The following is an 18,002-nucleotide window of genomic DNA, read 5'->3' as shown; positions in this document are numbered from 1 at the left end:
CGCCGACGGCGACGTGATCCCGGTCGACCGCACGAGCGTGCCGCAGGAGGTCGGTGCCCTGCTCGACCAGGCCGACGTGTTGCTCGCCTCGATCAGCGACACCCGGCTGCAGACCGTCGTGGACGAGGCGTTCGCCGCGTTCAACGGTTCCGGACCCGAACTGCAGGAACTGATCGACTCGACACGCCTGTTCGTCCAGGAGGCCTCGGCGAACAGCGCCGAGACACGACAGCTGATCGATCAGATCGGTCCGTTGCTCGACACGCAGGTGGTCACGAGCGATGCGATCCGGTCGTGGACGCGTGACATGGTCACCTTCACCGACCGCCTGCGCGAGAGCGACCCCGACCTGCGAGCCCTGCTCGACGTCGGACCGGGTGCCGCGGCCGAAACCGAATCCCTGTTGCAGGAACTGAAACCGACCTTGCCGTTGCTGCTCGCGAATCTGGTGAGTGTCGGCGAGGTGGGCGTGGTCTACAACGCCGGCATCGAGCAGATCCTGGTGCTGTACCCGCCGATGACGACGGCTCTGATCACGGCCGCCGGTGCCGGCCCGCCCGAGGACGGCGCCGTGGTGGACTTCCACCTGCAGGTCAACGATCCGCCGCCGTGCCTGGCAGGCTTCGTGCCGCCGGAGCAGTGGCGCAGTCCGGCCGATACCTCCGTGGTCGACACACCCGGCGACATCTTCTGTCAACTGCCGCAGGATTATCCGAACGCGGTCCGCGGCGCCCGGAACGTGCCGTGCATGGAATATCCGGGTCGTCGGGCACCGACACCGGAGATGTGCCGCACCGGATACAGCCCTACCTATTCGGACAATCCGTGGACCGGACCGCCGACACCGGTGGCCTCGGAGAACGTCGCACCCACACCCGCTTCCTACGGTGAGCGCGGCGACACGGCTCCCGCCGGGGTCGCGGCGCGACGGATCGATCCGGAGACCGGGACGTACATTGGTCCCGACGGCACCGTGTACACACATGCCGACCTCGGTGGAGATCGGAGCTTGGAGAGTTACATGAAGGCGCAGCAGGGCTGATGACGGACGAGATCGACAAGAAGACGAGGCCGGCATGGGCGAAGCCGGTCGCGGTGATCGCGTCCGTACTGGTCGTCGCGCTCGTCGCGGCCGGTGCCTGGCTCATCGTCGACAGGCAGTCCGCGAACGAACGCGACGAGAAGCGGGAGGCGTACCTGCAGGCCGCGCGGCAGACGGTGCTCAACCTGACCACGATCAGCGCCGATTCCGCCGACGCCGACGTCGCACGTCTGCTCGAAGGCGCGACGGGCGACTTCGCGGCCGAGTTCGAGGGCCGCGAAGGGCCTTTCGTGGAGGTCGTGCAGCAGGCCGGGGTCGACACCACCGGTGAGGTCCTCGAAGCGGGAATCCAGAACGAGGACGGCACGTGCGCGTCGTCGCTCGTCGCTTCCCGTGCGATGGTGAGCAACGCCGATCAGGCCGAACCCGAAGCACGCGACTTCCGTCTGCGGGTGACGATCTGCGACGAGAACGGGAAATTGCTGGCATCGAAGGTGGAGTTCGTGCCGTGACCGACGAGAAGGACGATCGCGTGACGCTCGACAAGACGACCGACGAAGCCGTGTCGGGTCAGGCTGTGGACACGGGCGGCGGATCCACCACCGCGGAGACTCCCACCCCCGACGCCCCTGCCTCGGACCCCACATCGGATTCGCAGGCCTCGTACCTTCCGCACATCGCGATCGGATTGTCGATCGTGGCGCTGGTTTTCGCGGTACTGGTGGGTTGGCTCGCCTACGGCGCCGTCCAGCAGTCCGCCGCCGAGACGGCGCGGACCGAGGCGCGGGTCGCGGCGGAGGAACAGGCGGTCGCGATGCTCGCCTACACCCACGACCAGGTGGACGCGCAGATCGAAGCCGCCGCGGAAGGCCTCACCGGCGACTTCCGCGACGAGTACACGAATCTGATGAAGAACATCATCGCGCCGGGCGCCAAGGAGAAAGCGATCAGCGTCCAGGTGAGCGTGCAGGCGTCCTCGGTGGTCTCCGCCGACGCCGACAACGCCGTGACCCTGCTGTTCCTCAACCAGATCACGACGAGTTCGGAGAACCCCGAAGCGGTGAGCAGTGGCAGCCGGGTGCGCGTCGAACTCGAAAAGCAGGACGGACGCTGGCTCGTGGGCCGGCTGACTCCGATCTAGGAGCAGAGAGCCGTCAGGACGGGTCGGGTTCGCCGACCTCGTCGGGCGCGATCAGGGCGCGCCCGGCAGCGCCGGTGTTGGCGAGAGTGTCGAGGAACGAACGGGCCCAACGATTCACGTCGTGGGTGAGTACCTGACGGCGCAGGGCTCGCATCCTCTTACGACCGTCCTCGCGCGGCACCTCGATCGCCGCCTGGATCTTGTCCTTGACGTCGTCGAGGTCGTGCGGGTTGCACAGGAGGGCCTGGCGCAGTTCTGCTGCGGCACCGGTGAATTCGCTGAGCACCAGCGCACCGCCGAGATCGCTGCGACATGCGATGTACTCCTTGGCGACGAGATTCATGCCGTCGCGCAGCGGGGTCACCAACATGACGTCGGCAGCGACGAAGAACGCGATGAGCTCGTCGCGGGGGACGGGGCGGTGGATGTAGTGCACCACCGGGCGTCCCACCTCGGCGTACTCGCCGTTGATGCGACTGACCGTCCGCTCGATCTCGCCGCGCATGTGGACATAGGAATCGACGCGTTCCCGGCTCGGGGTGGCGAGCTGCACCATCACGGTGTCCTTCGGGTCCATGCGGCCCTCGGCAAGAAGTTCGTGCACCGCATCGAGCCGCACGTCGATGCCCTTCGTGTAGTCGAGCCGGTCGACACCGAGCAGGATCTTCTTCGGATTGCCGAGTTCCTTGCGCAACGCCTTGGCGCGGTCGCGGATCGCCTTGCTCCGCGACTGCTGGTCGAGCCGGCCCGACTCGATGGAGATGGGGAAGGCGCCCACGCGCACCGACCGGAAGCCGACCTGGACCACGCCGAGCTTCGACCGGATGCCGATGTTGCCGCGCGAGGTCTGCGCTCCCGCCAGGCGTCGTGCGAGGTACAGGAAGTTCTGTGCACCGCCGGGGAGGTGGAAGCCGATGAGATCGGCGCCGAGGAGCCCCTCGACGATCTCGGTGCGCCACGGCAACTGCATGAACAGTTCGATCGGCGGGAACGGGATGTGCAGGAAGAACCCGATCGTCAGGTCGGGGCGAAGCATCCGCAGCATCTTCGGCACCAGCTGCAGCTGGTAGTCCTGGATCCAGACGGTCGCGCCCTCCGCGGCGGCCTCGGCGGTCTCCTCGGCGAAACGCCGGTTGATCTCGACGTAGGAGTTCCACCATTCGCGCCGGTACTCCGGCCGCACGATCACGTCGTGGTAGAGCGGCCACAGGGTGGCGTTGGAGAACCCCTCGTAGTAGTCGGCGATGTCCTCGGTGCTCAACCGCACCGAATGCAGGGTGAGGCCGTCCTCGACGATGATGCCGGACTCGGCGTCGGCCACGCCGGCCCAGCCGACCCAGGCACCGTTGTTCGACCGCAGGATCGGCTCGAGCGCGGTGACGAGCCCACCGGGGCTGCGCTTCCAGCGGGTGGTGCCGTCGGGAACCCGTTCGAGATCGACCGGCAGGCGATTGGCGACGACCACGAAGTCCGACCCGGCATGCGAGTCATGGTTCCCCGCTGCGTCCGCTTCGCCTGCTGTCACGTTCTGGTCCTCTTTCGGCCGGGTGGTGTGGTGCTCGTCAGTGCTTGTCGCTGGGGCCGATGCCGAGCATCGCCAGCAGCATGCGGCATTCGTCCGCGTTCTCTGCGTAGGCGGCGACGACTCGCTGCGCCTGTCGTGCGGTTTCGTCGGCGACGGGTTCGAGATCCTCGTCGGCGATGTCGTTCGCGGTGGTCGGGTCCGCGGCCATGATGTCCTCCCGGGGTCGCTGCTCTGTGCGAGCACGCATCGTCCTTCGACTCTAGGAGAATCGGACAGCTCGCCGCCACCCGCCTTCCGTGGACCGTCCTGGCGCGGTCCTGCAGTTCTCCGTCGCGGTACCGTAGGACGGTCGTGTGTGAGCGCAGCGCCCCGTGTACGTGCGGCGTGTACTCGCAGGACACGACGTCACGGCGCCGACCCGCGGCGCACCACCGCGCTTTCGTCGAGGAAGGTATTCATGCCCATCGCCACCGTGAACGGCATCCCGCTGAACTACCAGGTCAAGGGGACGGGTGATCTCGTCGTCCTCATCATGGGCACGGGCAGTCCGGGACGCGTGTGGGACCTGCACCAGGTGCCCGCGCTCGTGAAGGCCGGCTACCGGGTCGCCACCTTCGACAACCGCGGCATCGCGCCGTCGGGCGAGAGCCTCGGCGGGATGACCATCGACGACCTGGTGAAGGATACGGCCGGGTTGATCGAACTGCTCGGCGGTCCGGCCTATGTGATCGGCACGTCGATGGGTGCGCGTGTAGCGCAGGAGCTGGCGCTCGCCCGCCCGGACCTGGTCCGCAAGGCCGCCTTCCTCGCCGGGCACGCCCGCATGGACCAGTTCCAGCTGACGCTCACCGAGGGGGAGCGGCAGCTCTACGACAGCGGTGTCGAGTTGCCGCCGAAGTATCAGGCCGCCGTGACGGCCGTGATGAATCTGTCGCCGGCGTCGCTGGCCGATGAGCACACCGCTCGCGACTGGCTGGACGTCTTCGAATTCAGCGGCGGAAAGGTGTCGGCGGGTGTGCGCGCGCAGCTCGGCATGGACCGCGACTTCGACCGGCGCGCGGCCTACCGGGACATCACGGTGCCGTGCCTGGCGGTCGGGTTCGCCGACGACCGGATGATCCCGGCCTACCTGTCGCGCGAGGTGGCGGACGCCATCCCGGGTGCGCGTTACGAGGAGATCCCGGACGCGGGGCACTACGGCTATCTCGAGCGGCCCGAGGCGGTCAACAAGATCCTGGTGGACTTCCTGGGTTCGTGAGGAAGCTCCGCAGGGGGAATCCGTAAGCGGGCGCGGTGGAATCGGCGACGATCCACCGCGCCCGTCGTCTGTGGACTGCGACGAGGGTCCTTGCGATCGGGACGTCCCTGCAGACCGTCGGGCACTGGTACGCTCGCCAAACAAAGGTTAGCCTGGGCTACCTTCGAGTCTCGTACGAACCGATCACGGGCCGCTCCGGCCCCCCTAGTACGAAAGTTGAGTGATGACCGACCGTTCCAGCCTTGTCGCCGATGACGCGGGGAGGTCGGAGGGCAACTCGCAAGGAGACGTCTTCGACCTCGTCGGTATCGGTTTCGGCCCCTCGAACCTGGCGCTCGCGATCGCCGTCGAGGAGCACAACACCGACAATCCCTCCGCGGCGATCCGGTCACGCTTCTTCGAACGGCAGTCGGCCTTCGCCTGGCACCCGGGCATGTTGCTCGAGGGCGCCACGATGCAGATCGCGTTCCCCAAGGATCTGGTCACCTTCCGCAACCCCACGAGCTCGTACAGTTTCTTCTCCTACCTGCACGATCGTGGCCGTCTCGTGGACTTCGTCAATCACCAGACGTTCTTCCCCACGCGCCACGAGTTCCAGGACTACCTGCAGTGGGCGGCCACGCGTGTCGACGCCGACGTCCGCTACGGAACCGAGGTGGTCTCGGTCGAGACCGTCCACAACCACAACGGGGTCGCCGACCTCGTCGCCGTGCGGACCGCCGATGGAAACGTCGTGTACGCGCACAGCATCGTGGTCGGGGTCGGGTTGCGCGCCCGCCTCCCGAAGTGGGCGACCGCGTCGGCCCGCTGCTTCCACAACCACCACTTCCTCGTCCACATCGAAGACATGCCGGAGCCACACCACCAGCGCTTCGTGGTGGTCGGTGCCGGACAGAGCGCCGCCGAGGTCGTGCAGTACCTGCACACGCACTACCCGCACGCCGAGGTCCACAACATCTTCAACCGCTTCGGATACAGCCCCGCCGACGACAGCCCGTACGCGAACCGCATCTTCGACCCGCAGGTCGTGGACGAACTGCATGCGGCCCCGCTGTCGGAGCGAGAGCGTCTGCTCGCCCTGCACCGCAGCACCAACTACTCGGTCGTGTCCCCGGAACTCATCGAGGCCCTGTACGCGACCGAGTACCGCGAGCGGGTCAGCGGCCGCCGCCGCCTGTTCCTGCGTCGTGCCTCGGAGGTCGTGGCGGCGATCGAGTACGACGGAGGGGTCACCGTCGAGGTCCGCAACAATCTCGAAGGTGACATCGAGACGCTCGAGTGCGACGCGGTGGTCCTCGCGACCGGCTTCGAACCGACATCCCTGCAGCCGCTGCTCGGCGATCTCGCGCCCGAATCTCCCGTCCTGTCCGTCGCCCGCGACTACCGTCTGCCGCTGCTCGAGGGCATCACGGCCGACATCTACCTGCAGGGCGGCACCGAGAAGACACACGGTCCGACCGCGTCGCTGCTGTCCAACGCAGCAATCCGCGCGGGGGAGATCCTGACCTCGATCGTCGAACGCCGGGAGCTTCGCCTGCCCGGAGCCGGGGGCGGAATCGACGAGCTTGGTAGGATATCGGACCATCACACCTACGCAACAAGTGAGGCGAGATGAGCACGAATCCATTTGACGACGAAGACGGCCGCTTCTACGTCCTCATCAACGATGAGGAGCAGTACTCGCTGTGGCCGACCTTCGCCGAGGTTCCGCAGGGGTGGCGGGTGGTATTCGGCGAAGAGTCGCGCGCCGCTTGCGTCGAGTACGTCGAGCAGAATTGGACCGACATGCGTCCGAAGAGCCTTCGCGACGCAATGGAAGCCGACGAGAAGGCCCGCCAGGGCAGCTGAACGCTTCCGTCAGATCCGCCGAGAGTCACGTCCGCGCCGAAAGCGCAGCGTGGCTCTCGTCGTTTGTACGGACGATCCGGACTCCCGGCCCGACGACCCCTGCGAAGTGACGGGGATCGGACCCGTCGCCAGCGGACCCGACCCGATCGGGCCGGTGGGTATGGGTCCTGTCGCGATCGGACCCGTCGCGATCGGTCCTGTCGCGATCGGTCCGGTTCCGGGAGCGGTGGGTATCGGTCCGGTGTGCAGCGACCTCACCGGGATCGGACCCGTGGCGGGCCCCGGCGCCGGTCGCCACACCGGGCGGTTCTTGTCGAGCCGGATCCGGGGGATCCGCCGCAGTTGCGGGCGGCGCAGCGCGCCGACCCGGAGGAGACCCCGCGGGTTCCGGGTGCGGCGGGCGAGCCATTCCCCGAGCGTGACACCGGCAGCGAGCGCACACCCGATGCCGAACGCCGAGAACAGCGCCGTCATGCCGGTGGACATCTGGTTGCGGAGCATGGCGTAGAGGCCGCGGTACAGGGCGAGACCGGGCAGCAGCGGCGTGATGCCGGCGACCGCGACGACCAGCGGCGGCGTGAGCGCGCGGCGGGCCATCAGACCACCCGCGAAACCGATGGTGGTCGCGGCGAGGGCCGACGAGATGATGGGGCCGAGCGACAGTCCGAGCGCGAGCTGGTAGCCCAGGCTGCCGGTGGCGCCGGCAAGCGCGGCGACCGTGAGGGCCCGACGCTCGGCGTAACAGGCGAGGGCGTAGAACAGCGCAGCCGCGGCGCCGGCGAGGATCTTCGTCGGCAGCTGCGTGAGGTCGGGTAGGGCTTCGTAGCTGATGAGGGGAAGTTCGGCGCCGAACACCGAGGCGATCCGCAGGGTCGTCGCGACGCCCGCGATGATCCCGCCCGTCATCATCAGCACCTCGAAGAAGCGCGCCGACGCCGTGATCGGGGCACCGGTGATGGCGTCCTGCACCGACCCGACGAGCGACAGCCCGGACAGCAGCACCGTCACCCCGGCCGCGATGATCAGTCCGGGGGAGACTTCGACGCCGATGGTCTCCCGTATGCCGTACAGCGTGATCGCGGGGGCCGTGGCGATGATGCCGCCCACCAGGTGCTGGAAGAAGAACGGCAGGCCGGCCGCGTTGAGTTTGCGGTTGACGCGGTCGATGACGAAGGTCGAGCCGAAGGCGACGAGAGCGACCAGCGCGTCGCCGCCGAGGAGCACGGCGATCGACGCGGCCATGGCCGACCACGCGATCGTCGCCACCCAGCGGTTGTACGGATGCGCCTTGGTGGTGATGGCGAGCAGTTCCTCGTGCGCCTGTGCGGGGGAGATCGCGTCGCGGCGGATGCGGCGGGTCAGGCGGTCGACAGCCGCGAGTCGCGTGAAGTCCATCGAGCGGTAGTGCACCACCCGCATCGTGCTCGACGGCGGCATCGTCGGTCCGCGATAGGCCGACAGCACGATCGAGTTGTAGGTGACATCGACGTCGCACTGCGCCAGACCGTAGGTGGCGGCGACGAACCGCACCTGCTCGGCGGTGTCGATCGCACCCGTGCCCGAGGCGAGAAGAACCTCACCGACGCGCACGGCCACGTCGAGTGCCTCGGCGACCACCGCATCGTCGGTCAGATCGATCGGCTGCAGTGGGGCCGGTGCTTCGGTGACCGCGTCGATGGTCGCGCGGCGGGTACCGAGAACCCGATCGAGGAAGTCGTCGAAGCGGATCACCGTCCGCGGCCTCCGGTACGGCTGGGGGAAACGGAGAAGGCGGGCATGGAATCCACCGTAACGAAGGCGGGTGGGTGCGCGCCGAGAGTGTGACGCGCTATATGATGGCGTCGCTCACGGGTCGTCCGCGGCCTTCGAGTTCAGTGCCTCCTTAGCTCAGTGGTAGAGCACTCGCCTTGTAAGCGAGCGGTCGTCAGTTCAATCCTGACAGGGGGCTCCACTAGTAAAGATGCTGCGGTGCAGGTCAGGGGTCGTTTCTCCAAAAGGGGAGCGGCCCTGATTTCACTTCTGCCCACATTTCGCCCACATCTCTTCGAGGCGGCGCGCCACCTCGTCGAGGTGAAGATCGTTGCGACGTCCCCGGTGTACGCACACTCCCAGCGCAGCGATCCTGGAGGTTCGCGACGACGTCAAGGCCGTGTGAACGACGGAAGGTATCCCGTTCATCGACTCCATGTCGGCCGCAGCTCCGGTGTTCTCCGGTACCGGATGCACGAACAGCCTCAAGGCCGACGGGAATGCCGACAAGTGCATGAGCTCTGATGCGACGCACGCCGACGCGGCAGGCTACGAGTACTACGCGCAGTGGCTCGCAGCACGGATGGCACCGATCCTCCGGCGGAGTCTCTGAACTGTTCGTGATGCATACCGTGGTTGGTGCGTAGTGTGTGCAGCCGGAAGGATCCAGGGACCGCTCTATACAACTGCGAGCGGTCCCCACGGGTTCAAATCCCGCCTACATCGGCCGTATTCAGGGCGTATTGGAGGATCTGATCAGTCAGGGCGTGAAACTCGTACTGGTACATACGGGGCAGTGAGGGCCAGCGAATCGTGTCTTGCACAGGCCAGATGACGCGAGCCACTTGCGCCACTTTTACGTCCAGGGCGGGCCAAATGGACCCTTCCACGAGGGCGAGGAATTCTTCGGGGCCGCTCCAGATGAAGAGAAGCAGGTTCCCCAATGCAAGTGTGGTGATGTAGCCATGGCTGGGGCCGACAGGGCCCTGGGCGATGGTGAACCGACTATGCCTGGTCCACGTGTCTTCAGGAGCTTCGCAACTTCCGAGCCAAACTCGAACGTGAGATGGCGGCTCGATCCGCTCACGTAGGTACCGGAAGTCTGAATCAGGAATGGTTGTCGGCCCTGAATCTGCAAGCGCTCGAACGAGTGATGTCTTCCACGCCCAGATGGCAATCAGCTTTTGATCCTCCGGATCGAGTCGGGTGAGTTGTCCCCGCATTAGCCGCAACAGGGTGGTTTCGATCGGTTTTTCAATCTCATCATTGAGAAACCCGTTGTTGCAGGGAGCGCAAACTCGTTTGACGGTGACTTCCCAGGGGTTCAATCCGACATCTCGGTGATCGACCTGCCTCGTGCCGGTCGCCTCATCCATCCACCATGACCTGTGCCGGAGTCGGGTGTCCGGCCCGCTCATGTGCTGTCGAAACCAGTTTCGCAGGACGTGCTCATTGGTCATCTTCACCGCCGGTGGCGCTTCCCCGCAAAAGACGCAGGACTTCGACCTACCATTGGACATGTCGACTCCTAGCTAGCCGGCCATGCCCGGGGGTGTCATCAGCACCTTCCGGGGCATCGTTCTATCCGCGCGCAAGTGCGGCGCCATATAGCGTATCCAACGGTCTGCCATGAACCGCCTGGCCCGCTCGCAACGCATCCTTCATAGGTGCCTGCGGAGACCGTTGTCTGGGATGTGCCAGGCGGTACGATTGCGAGACGTCGAGAGGTAACGAGGTGGGACTGCCATGACTGACGCGAGGATGGAGGAGCGCCGGGCCGCTGCTCGGCGTCGGTTGGTGCAGCGATACGGCGCGGCCGCAGATGATCGAGCGTTGGGTCGTGCTGTTCTCAGAACCGTGCGGGGTCGAGCAGTCGAGCGAGTTTCTGTCAGTGACGCCGAGGCCGAAAAGATCGTCGAGGGGGAGCGGGAAGAGATGCGTGAGGAGAAGATCGCATCGGGCTTCCTCGGTTGGAAACGGCGACGGTAGGCGTTGGACGATCAGGAACTGGCATCATCGAACCGGTTTCGGGTGGTGCTCGATACAAATGTGTTCGTTCGTTCTGTCATTGCCAGGAATGGTGCGGCTGCCGAGCTGCTCGATCTGGTAATGGGCGGGTTCGTCGACCTCGTCGTCTCTCCGCGGCTGTTAGATGAAATCGAACAGGTGCTGATGCGGCGTAAGTTCCGCCGGCACATTACCGAGGACGAGGTGCACGACCTTATCGATGCGCTGATCTTGACTGCGGATTCGGTTGCAGACCGGCCCGACGATCTGATTCCCAAAGTGTGCCGGGATCCGAAGGATGACTATCTCGTCGCGGTTTTCGAGGACGGCGCCGCGCACATCCTCGTGTCCGATGACAACGACGTTCTCCATATCGAACACGCAGGCCTCGATGCGCGTACCACTGCCGACGCGATGCACGCGATCCGGTACCGGCATCCGTGGGGTGCAGGGTACCTACCCGGAAGTGCAGGTCATGCTCTGCAAGATGCGGAAACTCATGGTGCCGGCGCCGTAATCCGAGCCGCATCAACCTTCCTGGCGGTGTTGCAGGAGCGGGATGCAAAAAGACTGCTTCCACTCGTCGTTGCGCCTGAGTCACTCAGGGCTTGGCGTCGTGATCTTCGTCTTGCTCGACGGCAGCTTGCGAATCGTGGCATGACCAGCCGACCTCACTTCGAGTCGCTCGATACCGCCTTGGTCAAACTTCCGCCCGATCCTGGGGACAATGTGCGCGTTGCTGGATCGGCTTTGCTTCCACCTGACACGGCGATCCTGATCATGCGGCACTGTCATGATCTCGACGATCCGCCCGGACTTGAACTAGGTAAGTGGCGCGCCTTCGGCTACCGACTCATCCAGTGACGCTACCTATGGGGCGGATCGTTGCTGGTATACGAGAATCGGCTACTTCGCACGAGCATCTGATCCATGATGGGTCGATGATCAACGATGGGGTCACGATCGAGGGCCTGCGCGACCATGTGAAGAGCCAAGTGGAGATCGCCTACACGATGAGGAGGAAGGCGCTCAAGGAAGAGGGCGACTCGAACGAGCAGTGGGTCGAAGGCCGACTGGACGCGCTCATGCAGATCCTGGACGTCCTAGATCCCCAAGCTGCGGACATTCTGCGGGAGGAAGATCGCCGCAGTCGCGGCCCGCTCGCAGACGAACCCAACTAGGCGCAGACAAAACACCAGACGCCTGTAACGAGCCGGACAGGGCAGGGATGAAGAGAGCATGAACAAGTACGAGATCGACACCGGTGAAGCGATGCGCATTGCGCAACGCGACATCCTCCTCCGGATCGAAAAGGGTGAAGACCCCGAGCGCGTCCGGATCCACTGGAAGAAAGCGATCGACGAGATCGTCAATACGAAACTGGAAGGTGGCAGCGGTATCGCGTTTGTCGATGCGACTCCAGGAAGCGACGAGGCCTGACTCCCTGCCACACTTGACCTATACGACCACCGCTCTCTGGGAGTGTGGTGGTCGTTGTCTCGGAAACGATTATGGACCGGGCGTGTCCCGCGAAGGCAGTTACGGAGCGGATACGTAGCGATAATCGCTACACCTTGTGGGAGGATGGTGACATGCCCCAGTACGCCGTAGTCCTGACGCAGTCGGTCAGCCACACCGTCTTCCTCGAAGCGGATTCGAAAGAGGAAGCTGCGGAGTCGGCGATCAACCAGGGCACCGGATCGTTGTGTCACCAGTGCTCTTCGATCACCGACCTCGACCCTGTGGGCCGGGAGGTCTGCATGGTCGAGTCGGAAGAGGAGAGGGCATGAAGTTCTGTAACGCCCCCTGCCATTCCGGCGGGATCGCGGCCACCCGGAAGTACTCCAAGGCCAAACTCGGCAGGATGTGGCACTGCAATCGACGGGTACGGAATGAAGGTGAGTGATGCTGGCAGCACAGGGACGAAGAAGTACCGTCGTCCGAGTGACTCCGCAGAAGCGTGGACTGATTCCTGATCCGGAGCGGGCGCGCATCCTCGCCGCGATGCGTGCCCTCGACGATGCAGAAGTCGAGTTGCGGGCCGCCGTTGTTTCCGGATTGTTGGCCGGCGGATCAGTCCGCGAGATGAGCATGCTCACTGGCATGTCGACAAATACGATCCAGCGTTGGTCGCGGGAGATCGTCCGCCCGTAACGCATCCCTATGGGCGTGAGCGATCCGAACAGGGCGTCAGTGTGCTCCCTCAGCGGGCCACCAGATATCTTCAGCCGGTGGCTCGTACTCGAACAGTGCTTTTTGGCCGAATCAACCGCAGGGTGAGGGCCGGTCAGACCGCCCTCGGCGAACGCACGTTTGCCGAAGACCTTGCAGCGCTCGCAGAAAGTCGTCTCACACGGGCAACGACGCAACTGAGTAGGACTGAAAGTCGAGAATGGATCGCGGCCGACTTGACCATCGACCCGCACGGCCGATTCCTGACGGGCGTCCTGGGCTACAACGTTGTCGATGAGTTCCGCAGGTTCGACGACTCTTCGTGGAGTTGGGTGAAAGGGGAAACCACGAATGCGACCGGAGCGACGTCGACCACAGTCGTCCCGTTCGCAATTGACCTCTCTAGCGGTGGTAGATGGGTGGCTTTTGCTACATCGAAAAGTATTCGGCAGCAGGTCTTCCGCGATGGATTCGCCGCAGTACTCAACGAGGCAGTGAAGAAACTCGATCTGTGGCCGACGGACTGGGAGTTCGATCTGGTCATCTCGCGCAAGACCGTCAGGGACTGGATCCGCACGAATCCGAATGTGGTGAAAATGGTGCGTAAGCTCCAATTCTCGAACCCGGGACGTGATCTCGACTCGGACCGAGAGCATATGAGAGAGCTCGGGGCCGCGATGATGGAAGAGACGTACAAGGCTCCGAAGAACGAGTATCTCAACACGCGATCCCAGGATTTCGAGGACAAGCTCATCGGGCTCGAGACAGGAGATGCGTCCCTCAACTTGTGGGCGCGCTCCGATGATGGTCAGCACGAGACCACCTTCAACAGTAACCAACGTCCCGATTCTGCTCTGATCGCCGAGTTCGGCACCGATCTACGGCGAGGAATGGAACTTGTCCAGAGCTCTCTGGCAAGCTACGTGGCGACGAAGTAACGCCATGAGGCAACATGTCGGACCCTCTGCGTACCATCCGACCGGACGAGGGGTGATCTAAGTGCCGAAGTTATTTGCCGCGGACCTGCGACAAGCACTCGATTTCAAGCTGAGCGAGATCCTCCGGTTCGACTTCCTGCTGGCAGGTATCGGGGGTGTCGCGGTAGGTGTCCTCGCGTGGCATCGCCCGGAACTCGTGATAGCGAACAGCCCATGGTTGGCAGGTGCGGTCGGAGTGATCATCGGCGCGGTCGTTGCCGGCATCTCCGTCCAGGTAGCGTTCCTCGACCAGCCGTTCCTGCGTAAGCTCCGGGCGATCCAAGTCAATCCCGTGAAGTACATTGCTCCGTTCCTCTTCACTGCAGTTCTGGGAGTCGTTGCGGTCCTCGTGCTTATCGCGATGTCTAGCTTTACGCCGACAGCGCCTCGTGTCGTCTTCAGCGTGGTGTCCCTGGTCGGCGGCTTCCTTGGGCTGTGGACTGTGCTCAGCTTGGTCGCTGGCCTTGACACCCTCGTTCAGTTTGTCCACTTGAAGGTCGACGCACTCGACGTTCCCGACGACATAGGCAGCGCGCCCAATATCACGTCGGTGAAGCAACGCGGAAGCCTTTGAGCGACTGCCAACACCAGGTCCGACAAAGCGCCCCACCTCGGGGGGCTCCACCGAGGTCTCCCCGTGCTCGGCACGGAAGGCCTGTCGCGTACAGCGCGCGGGCCTGTCTCATGCGGTGGTGCTGTGAACCGCTGCGAAGATCACGAAGACGGCGAACAGTGCCGCAGCACCCAGACAAGCACCGACCAGAGCCTCACGAGGATTCGTCGCCGTGCCCTTGTCGACACGTTCGAGTCCGACCCACCCGCACACCACGGCGACCAGCCCGACAGGGATCGCGACGAAGTCCCCGATGACGGGGACGAACGCGAAGACGAGGGCGACGATCCCTGCGATCAGTGCCGCAGTCCCGGCACCGTTGCGCGGAGGAGGGGGAACGGGCGGAGCCGGGGGAACGGGTAGATCTTCGTGCATGGGGCCTCCGCTCGCAGGTCGGTACTCGGCTGTCGTCCCGGGGTTGTCAGGCCTCGAACAGCGACCGACCCCAATAGTCTTCACCCACCGTTCCGGGTGGGCATGCGAAGACGGCCGACCCGACGTGCTGGATGTACTCGTTCAGTCCGTCGTGCCGTGCGAGTTCGAGTTGCATCGGCACGAACTGTTCGAGCGGGTTGCGGCAGAAGGCGACGAAGAACAGCCCGGCGTCGAGGTGGCCGAGTCCGTCGGATCCGTCGGTGAAGTTGTAGCCGCGTCGCAGGATCCGGATGCCCCCGAGATGCTGAGCGGACGCGAGCCGCACGTGGGCGGTAGCGGGAACGAACGGACCGTCCGGGCCGCTCGACTCGAGGTCGAGTTCGTCGAACTCGTTCGTCCGGCCGAGCGGTGCACCTTCCCGCTTGTCGCGTCCGATGACCGCTTCCTGCTCGCCCAGCACGGCCCGGTCCCACTGTTCGATGAACATCCGGATGCGCCGCGCCACCAGATAGGTTCCGCCCGCCAGCCATGCCTGGTCGTCGTCCGGCGCCACCCACACCGATTCGGTGAGGGCCTGCGGATCCTCGGCCTTGAGGTTGTTCGTGCCGTCCTTGAAACCGAACAGGTTCCGGGGCGTGGTCTGGGACGTCGAGGTGGAGGAGGTACGGCCGAATCCCAGCTGCGACCATCGCACCGAGGCCGTGCCGAAGGCGACCCGCGCGAGATTGCGGATGGCGTGGACCGCGACCTGCGGATCGTCCGAGCACGCCTGGATCGCGATGTCACCGCCACTGCGGGCCGGATCCAGGTTGTCGGCGGGAAAATGTGGAAGATCCACCAGCGCGGCGGGTTTCAGGTGTGCGAGGCCGAAGCGATCGTCGAACAACGACGGTCCGAAGCCGATGGTGAGAGTCAGCCGGGAAGCCGCCAGGTCCAGAGCCTCACCGGTATCGCTCGGCGGGTGATGGATACCCTCGCCGGTCGCACCGTCCTCGGTGGCCTCGAGCCCCGAGGTCATCCGTTCGGCCATCGAGGTCCACGTCTTCAGCAAGGCGATCAGTTCGTCACGGTCGCGTGTGGTCACGTCGAAGGCGACGAAGTGCATGCGGTCCTGGGCGGGAGTGACGATTCCGGCCTGGTGCTCGCCCCGGAACGGGACCACACCCTCGGCGGCCACGTTCTCCGGTGAGGGAGCGGTGACGCGGCCGACCACCGCACCGGTTCCGGCGAGCACGGCACCGGCACCTGCCGCGCCGAGCAACCGGCGGCGCGAGACGAGGGGGGAGGAGCCGGAGCCGGTCACAGGCCCGCCGCTTCCGCCACGACCCCTTGCACCCTGCTCACCTCGGCGGACAGCGCATCGATCAGTCGTGACAGTTCCTGACGCTGCGGCTCGGTGACCGTGTCGTACGAGACGAAACCGTCACCCACCCGGTATCGGGCCAGTGCTGCATCGAGATCCGCGAACCGGGCGTCGATTGCGGTGCCGAGTGCCGTGTCGTGTTCGTCGATGATCGGTCGCACTGCGGCGACGGCGGCCTGCGAGCCGTCGACGTTCGCCTGGAAGTCGTACAGGTCGGTGTGCGAGAAGATGTCCTCCTCACCGGTGATCTTCGACGTGGAGATCTCGTCGAGCAGACCCTGCGCGTCGCCTGCGATCCGGGTGGGATCGACGACGTAGTCCTCCGCGTTCACCAGGGCGGCCAACTCTGCGACGTCGGCAGCGAGCCGGTCGGCGATCGTGCCGGTGTCGGGTTGCGGACCGGTCACCCACAGGTCTTTCTCGAGACGGTGGAAGCCCGTCCACTCCTGCCCCGGTTCGAGGTCGGCTTCGCGCAGGTCCAGACGCGGATCGAGATCGCCGAAGCTCTCCGCCTCGGGCTCGATCCGTTCGAAGTGGGTACGGGTGAGCGGAAACAGCCGCTTCGCCTCGCCGACGTCGTTCGCGTGGACCGCTGCGACGAACCCGCCGGTGGCGGCGACCAGCGCGTCGGCCTCGCTCCGGATGTAGCGGCGATACCCGTCGGCCGCCTCCGTGAGCGTGTCCTCGGCGCCCGTCGCGGCCTGCGAATCGCCCGTCACGGTGAACGGTTGCCGGATGCCCTCGCCCGCCATGTCCGGCCGGCAGGACAGTTCGTAGTCGCCGGGCTCGGGGATGTTCACGATGAGCTGCCGGGTCAGTCCCGGACCGATGTTCTCGACCTCGCCCACCGCACGATCCCCGGCCGCGAATACGTAGAACTCGGTGATCTTCGAGCCGTTGTTGGTGACGGTGAACGTCGAATGCCCTGTGACACCCTCGGTGGCGGACACCTCACAGGACGAATCCGTCGCGGTCACCGAGACGGCTCCCGGATCGGATGTCGCTTTCTCGGTGCACCCGGCGAGGACGAGCGGGAGGACAGCGGTCGACGCGAGGAAGCAGGTGGTGCGGCGCATCTACGAGAGCCTTTCGGGACGAGCGTGTGAGGTCGCGGCAAGAACGGGACGATCGCAGCCACCCCGGCGGCTGCGCCGCCGCGGCCGGACCGCACCCGCTGCGAGGCTCGAGGCGGCGCATCGACGGCGAACGGCATCATGAAGCGTTCCTGCTTAGGTGAGGCGAACCTTTGATATCGGAACGTCAACATACACCCGGGCGACACTGCTGCGGGAGGGGCTCCGGTCCACGAATGCAGGGAAGTCGTCGCTCGACGGCCGGCGGACGGCGCTTCGGCCGATGTCCGGACGGAGCGGCGACCGGCGTAAGCATGCGGTCGTGCCGTTCGACGTCAGGTCCGCAGACCGACGCGGGCGTGCAGGAGCGTCGGCGCATCCGTCTCTTCTTCCGTCCCACACGCGACAGCGCCGCTGTCGAGCGATGCGAAAGATGTGAACGGGTCGGATGTCAGGGCTGCACCGGAGTCCGGGGCTGCGCCGGGTGTCAGGATTTCGAGGACTCGAATGCGTCCATGTCGACGAATATCAGCCGTCCGTCCTCGAGGGCCACGGCCCAGCGGCGCACCGGAGCCCAGTCGCGGCCCAGCTGGTCGCCCACCGCTTCCTGGGCCGGACCGAAGTCTTCGACGATCGTGCCGCGGCAGGCATCGTCGCCCGCGACACCCGCGCGTACGACGACCTTCGCGCCCACAGCAGGTTTCGGGGGAGTGTTCGAGGATCCGGCCATAACTCGAATCATGCCATCGGGAGAAGGGAACGACCGGAGAACAGGGATCATTCGCGCCGATATCACACGATGGCCGGGTGAAATATCCTATTTGCTTGTTTCGGTCGTCCCGATACCACTTCGTCCACG

At 65.3% G+C, this 18,002-nt stretch carries 21 protein-coding genes, 1 tRNA gene and 1 pseudogene; 15 read left to right on the top strand and 8 right to left on the bottom strand.

Translation table 11 applies throughout. The features are described from left to right. The 3 genes from A8G18_RS14710 to A8G18_RS14700 all read left to right on the top strand — a co-directional run. The coding region (locus A8G18_RS14710; RefSeq protein ID WP_064064465.1) for an MCE family protein at nucleotides 1–1,042 on the top strand (1,042 nt) is incomplete at its 5' end. Beyond that, nucleotides 1,042–1,554, top strand: coding sequence for a hypothetical protein (locus A8G18_RS14705; RefSeq protein WP_064064463.1), 513 nt, complete (start codon nucleotides 1,042–1,044; stop codon nucleotides 1,552–1,554). The genes A8G18_RS14710 and A8G18_RS14705, both read left to right, overlap by 1 nt. Next, a complete protein-coding gene (locus tag A8G18_RS14700) occupies nucleotides 1,551–2,183 on the top strand; it encodes a hypothetical protein (RefSeq protein ID WP_064064462.1) in 633 nt (210 codons plus the stop codon). Before A8G18_RS14705 ends, A8G18_RS14700 begins: the two co-directional genes overlap by 4 nt. A 13-nt stretch (nucleotides 2,184–2,196) precedes the next feature. On the opposite strand, the gene A8G18_RS14695 is transcribed toward A8G18_RS14700, so the two are convergent. Together A8G18_RS14695 and A8G18_RS14690 are read right to left on the bottom strand one after the other, a co-directional pair. Next, nucleotides 2,197–3,708 (bottom strand): alpha,alpha-trehalose-phosphate synthase (UDP-forming), encoded by a 1,512-nt coding sequence (locus tag A8G18_RS14695; protein ID WP_064064461.1) that lies wholly within the window; start codon nucleotides 3,706–3,708, stop codon nucleotides 2,197–2,199. Nucleotides 3,709–3,745: 37 nt separating this feature from the next. Beyond that, nucleotides 3,746–3,955, bottom strand: a complete 210-nt coding sequence (locus A8G18_RS14690; RefSeq protein ID WP_016932045.1) for a hypothetical protein — start codon at nucleotides 3,953–3,955, stop codon at nucleotides 3,746–3,748. A gap of 210 nt (nucleotides 3,956–4,165) precedes the next feature. On the opposite strand from A8G18_RS14690, the gene A8G18_RS14685 reads away from it, so the two are divergent. The 3 genes from A8G18_RS14685 (at nucleotide 4,166) to A8G18_RS14675 (ending at nucleotide 6,814) form a co-directional block, all read left to right on the top strand. After that, entirely contained in the window at nucleotides 4,166–4,966 is an 801-nt protein-coding gene (locus A8G18_RS14685) for an alpha/beta fold hydrolase (protein ID WP_016932044.1), read from the top strand. Nucleotides 4,967–5,189: 223 nt separating this feature from the next. Then, the gene (locus tag A8G18_RS14680; RefSeq protein ID WP_064064460.1) at nucleotides 5,190–6,581 is read left to right on the top strand and encodes a lysine N(6)-hydroxylase/L-ornithine N(5)-oxygenase family protein; all 1,392 of its coding nucleotides are present in this window, start codon (nucleotides 5,190–5,192) and stop codon (nucleotides 6,579–6,581) included. After that, entirely contained in the window at nucleotides 6,578–6,814 is a 237-nt protein-coding gene (locus A8G18_RS14675) for an MbtH family protein (protein WP_006551884.1), read from the top strand. Before A8G18_RS14680 ends, A8G18_RS14675 begins: the two co-directional genes overlap by 4 nt. Nucleotides 6,815–7,147: 333 nt before the next feature. Here A8G18_RS14675 and A8G18_RS14670 read toward each other — a convergent pair. Beyond that, nucleotides 7,148–8,545: pseudogene (locus A8G18_RS14670) on the bottom strand (threonine/serine exporter family protein); the annotation flags it as partial. 145 nt (nucleotides 8,546–8,690) lie between these two features. Between A8G18_RS14670 and A8G18_RS14665 the strand changes: the two are divergent. Both A8G18_RS14665 and A8G18_RS22855 read left to right on the top strand, forming a co-directional pair. Further along, nucleotides 8,691–8,765: transfer RNA gene (locus A8G18_RS14665), tRNA-Thr, on the top strand. 234 nt (nucleotides 8,766–8,999) lie between these two features. After that, nucleotides 9,000–9,176, top strand: coding sequence for a hypothetical protein (locus tag A8G18_RS22855; protein ID WP_157100856.1), 177 nt, complete (start codon nucleotides 9,000–9,002; stop codon nucleotides 9,174–9,176). A 94-nt stretch (nucleotides 9,177–9,270) separates the two neighbouring features. Here A8G18_RS22855 and A8G18_RS22850 read toward each other — a convergent pair whose 3' ends face one another. Then, nucleotides 9,271–9,939 (bottom strand): hypothetical protein, encoded by a 669-nt coding sequence (locus A8G18_RS22850; protein ID WP_147290704.1) that lies wholly within the window; start codon nucleotides 9,937–9,939, stop codon nucleotides 9,271–9,273. A 616-nt stretch (nucleotides 9,940–10,555) separates the two neighbouring features. On the opposite strand from A8G18_RS22850, the gene A8G18_RS22525 reads away from it, so the two are divergent. The 7 genes from A8G18_RS22525 to A8G18_RS14625 all read left to right on the top strand — a co-directional run bounded on the left by A8G18_RS22525 (nucleotide 10,556) and on the right by A8G18_RS14625 (nucleotide 14,293). Continuing rightward, nucleotides 10,556–11,434: a putative toxin-antitoxin system toxin component, PIN family gene (locus A8G18_RS22525; RefSeq protein ID WP_084421832.1), complete on the top strand. Its 879-nt coding sequence runs from the start codon at nucleotides 10,556–10,558 to the stop codon at nucleotides 11,432–11,434. Nucleotides 11,435–11,511: 77 nt separating this feature from the next. Further along, nucleotides 11,512–11,751, top strand: a complete 240-nt coding sequence (locus A8G18_RS14650; RefSeq protein WP_064064456.1) for a hypothetical protein — start codon at nucleotides 11,512–11,514, stop codon at nucleotides 11,749–11,751. A gap of 58 nt (nucleotides 11,752–11,809) precedes the next feature. Further along, nucleotides 11,810–12,010, top strand: coding sequence for a hypothetical protein (locus tag A8G18_RS14645; protein WP_064064455.1), 201 nt, complete (start codon nucleotides 11,810–11,812; stop codon nucleotides 12,008–12,010). Nucleotides 12,011–12,162: 152 nt separating this feature from the next. Next, the gene (locus A8G18_RS22845; protein WP_147290705.1) at nucleotides 12,163–12,360 is read left to right on the top strand and encodes a hypothetical protein; all 198 of its coding nucleotides are present in this window, start codon (nucleotides 12,163–12,165) and stop codon (nucleotides 12,358–12,360) included. A 154-nt stretch (nucleotides 12,361–12,514) separates the two neighbouring features. Then, nucleotides 12,515–12,724: a hypothetical protein gene (locus A8G18_RS14635; RefSeq protein WP_209447033.1), complete on the top strand. Its 210-nt coding sequence runs from the start codon at nucleotides 12,515–12,517 to the stop codon at nucleotides 12,722–12,724. Between the two features lie 254 nt (nucleotides 12,725–12,978). Further along, nucleotides 12,979–13,680 (top strand): hypothetical protein, encoded by a 702-nt coding sequence (locus tag A8G18_RS22840; protein WP_147290706.1) that lies wholly within the window; start codon nucleotides 12,979–12,981, stop codon nucleotides 13,678–13,680. Between the two features lie 61 nt (nucleotides 13,681–13,741). Continuing rightward, a complete protein-coding gene (locus A8G18_RS14625; protein WP_064064452.1) occupies nucleotides 13,742–14,293 on the top strand; it encodes a hypothetical protein in 552 nt (183 codons plus the stop codon). Nucleotides 14,294–14,401: 108 nt separating this feature from the next. On the opposite strand, the gene A8G18_RS14620 is transcribed toward A8G18_RS14625, so the two are convergent. From A8G18_RS14620 to A8G18_RS14605, 4 genes are all read right to left on the bottom strand, one after another. Then, the gene (locus A8G18_RS14620) at nucleotides 14,402–14,707 is read right to left on the bottom strand and encodes a hypothetical protein (protein ID WP_016932041.1); all 306 of its coding nucleotides are present in this window, start codon (nucleotides 14,705–14,707) and stop codon (nucleotides 14,402–14,404) included. Nucleotides 14,708–14,753: 46 nt separating this feature from the next. Further along, entirely contained in the window at nucleotides 14,754–16,010 is a 1,257-nt protein-coding gene (efeB, locus tag A8G18_RS14615) for an iron uptake transporter deferrochelatase/peroxidase subunit (RefSeq protein WP_064064451.1), read from the bottom strand. Then, the gene (gene efeO / locus A8G18_RS14610) at nucleotides 16,007–17,146 is read right to left on the bottom strand and encodes an iron uptake system protein EfeO (RefSeq protein ID WP_064064450.1); all 1,140 of its coding nucleotides are present in this window, start codon (nucleotides 17,144–17,146) and stop codon (nucleotides 16,007–16,009) included. Before efeO ends, efeB begins: the two co-directional genes overlap by 4 nt. A gap of 484 nt (nucleotides 17,147–17,630) precedes the next feature. Further along, complete coding sequence (locus A8G18_RS14605) at nucleotides 17,631–17,873, bottom strand: hypothetical protein (protein ID WP_016932038.1); 243 nt, start codon at nucleotides 17,871–17,873, stop codon at nucleotides 17,631–17,633. Between the last annotated feature and the right edge of the window lie 129 nt (nucleotides 17,874–18,002).

The sequence above is a fragment of the Rhodococcus gordoniae genome, assembly GCF_001646655.1.
In the GTDB taxonomy this organism is placed as follows: Bacteria; Actinomycetota; Actinomycetes; order Mycobacteriales; family Mycobacteriaceae; genus Rhodococcus; species Rhodococcus gordoniae.
This window is presented reverse-complemented; position numbering and strand designations above follow the sequence as displayed.

Bases quoted from the DNA above. Each gene is read 5' to 3' on its own strand.
- A8G18_RS22850 (WP_147290704.1), bottom strand. From the start codon at position 9,939: ATGGATGAGGCGACCGGCACGAGGCAGGTCGATCACCGAGATGTCGGA.
- A8G18_RS14705 (WP_064064463.1), top strand. From the start codon at position 1,042: ATGACGGACGAGATCGACAAGAAGACGAGGCCGGCATGGGCGAAGCCG.
- efeO (WP_064064450.1), bottom strand. From the start codon at position 17,146: ATGCGCCGCACCACCTGCTTCCTCGCGTCGACCGCTGTCCTCCCGCTC.
- A8G18_RS22845 (WP_147290705.1), top strand. From the start codon at position 12,163: ATGCCCCAGTACGCCGTAGTCCTGACGCAGTCGGTCAGCCACACCGTC.
- A8G18_RS14690 (WP_016932045.1), bottom strand. From the start codon at position 3,955: ATGCGTGCTCGCACAGAGCAGCGACCCCGGGAGGACATCATGGCCGCG.
- A8G18_RS22855 (WP_157100856.1), top strand. From the start codon at position 9,000: ATGTCGGCCGCAGCTCCGGTGTTCTCCGGTACCGGATGCACGAACAGC.
- A8G18_RS14620 (WP_016932041.1), bottom strand. From the start codon at position 14,707: ATGCACGAAGATCTACCCGTTCCCCCGGCTCCGCCCGTTCCCCCTCCT.
- A8G18_RS14680 (WP_064064460.1), top strand. From the start codon at position 5,190: ATGACCGACCGTTCCAGCCTTGTCGCCGATGACGCGGGGAGGTCGGAG.
- A8G18_RS14645 (WP_064064455.1), top strand. From the start codon at position 11,810: ATGAACAAGTACGAGATCGACACCGGTGAAGCGATGCGCATTGCGCAA.
- A8G18_RS14675 (WP_006551884.1), top strand. From the start codon at position 6,578: ATGAGCACGAATCCATTTGACGACGAAGACGGCCGCTTCTACGTCCTC.
- A8G18_RS14605 (WP_016932038.1), bottom strand. From the start codon at position 17,873: ATGGCCGGATCCTCGAACACTCCCCCGAAACCTGCTGTGGGCGCGAAG.
- A8G18_RS14650 (WP_064064456.1), top strand. From the start codon at position 11,512: ATGATCAACGATGGGGTCACGATCGAGGGCCTGCGCGACCATGTGAAG.
- A8G18_RS14685 (WP_016932044.1), top strand. From the start codon at position 4,166: ATGCCCATCGCCACCGTGAACGGCATCCCGCTGAACTACCAGGTCAAG.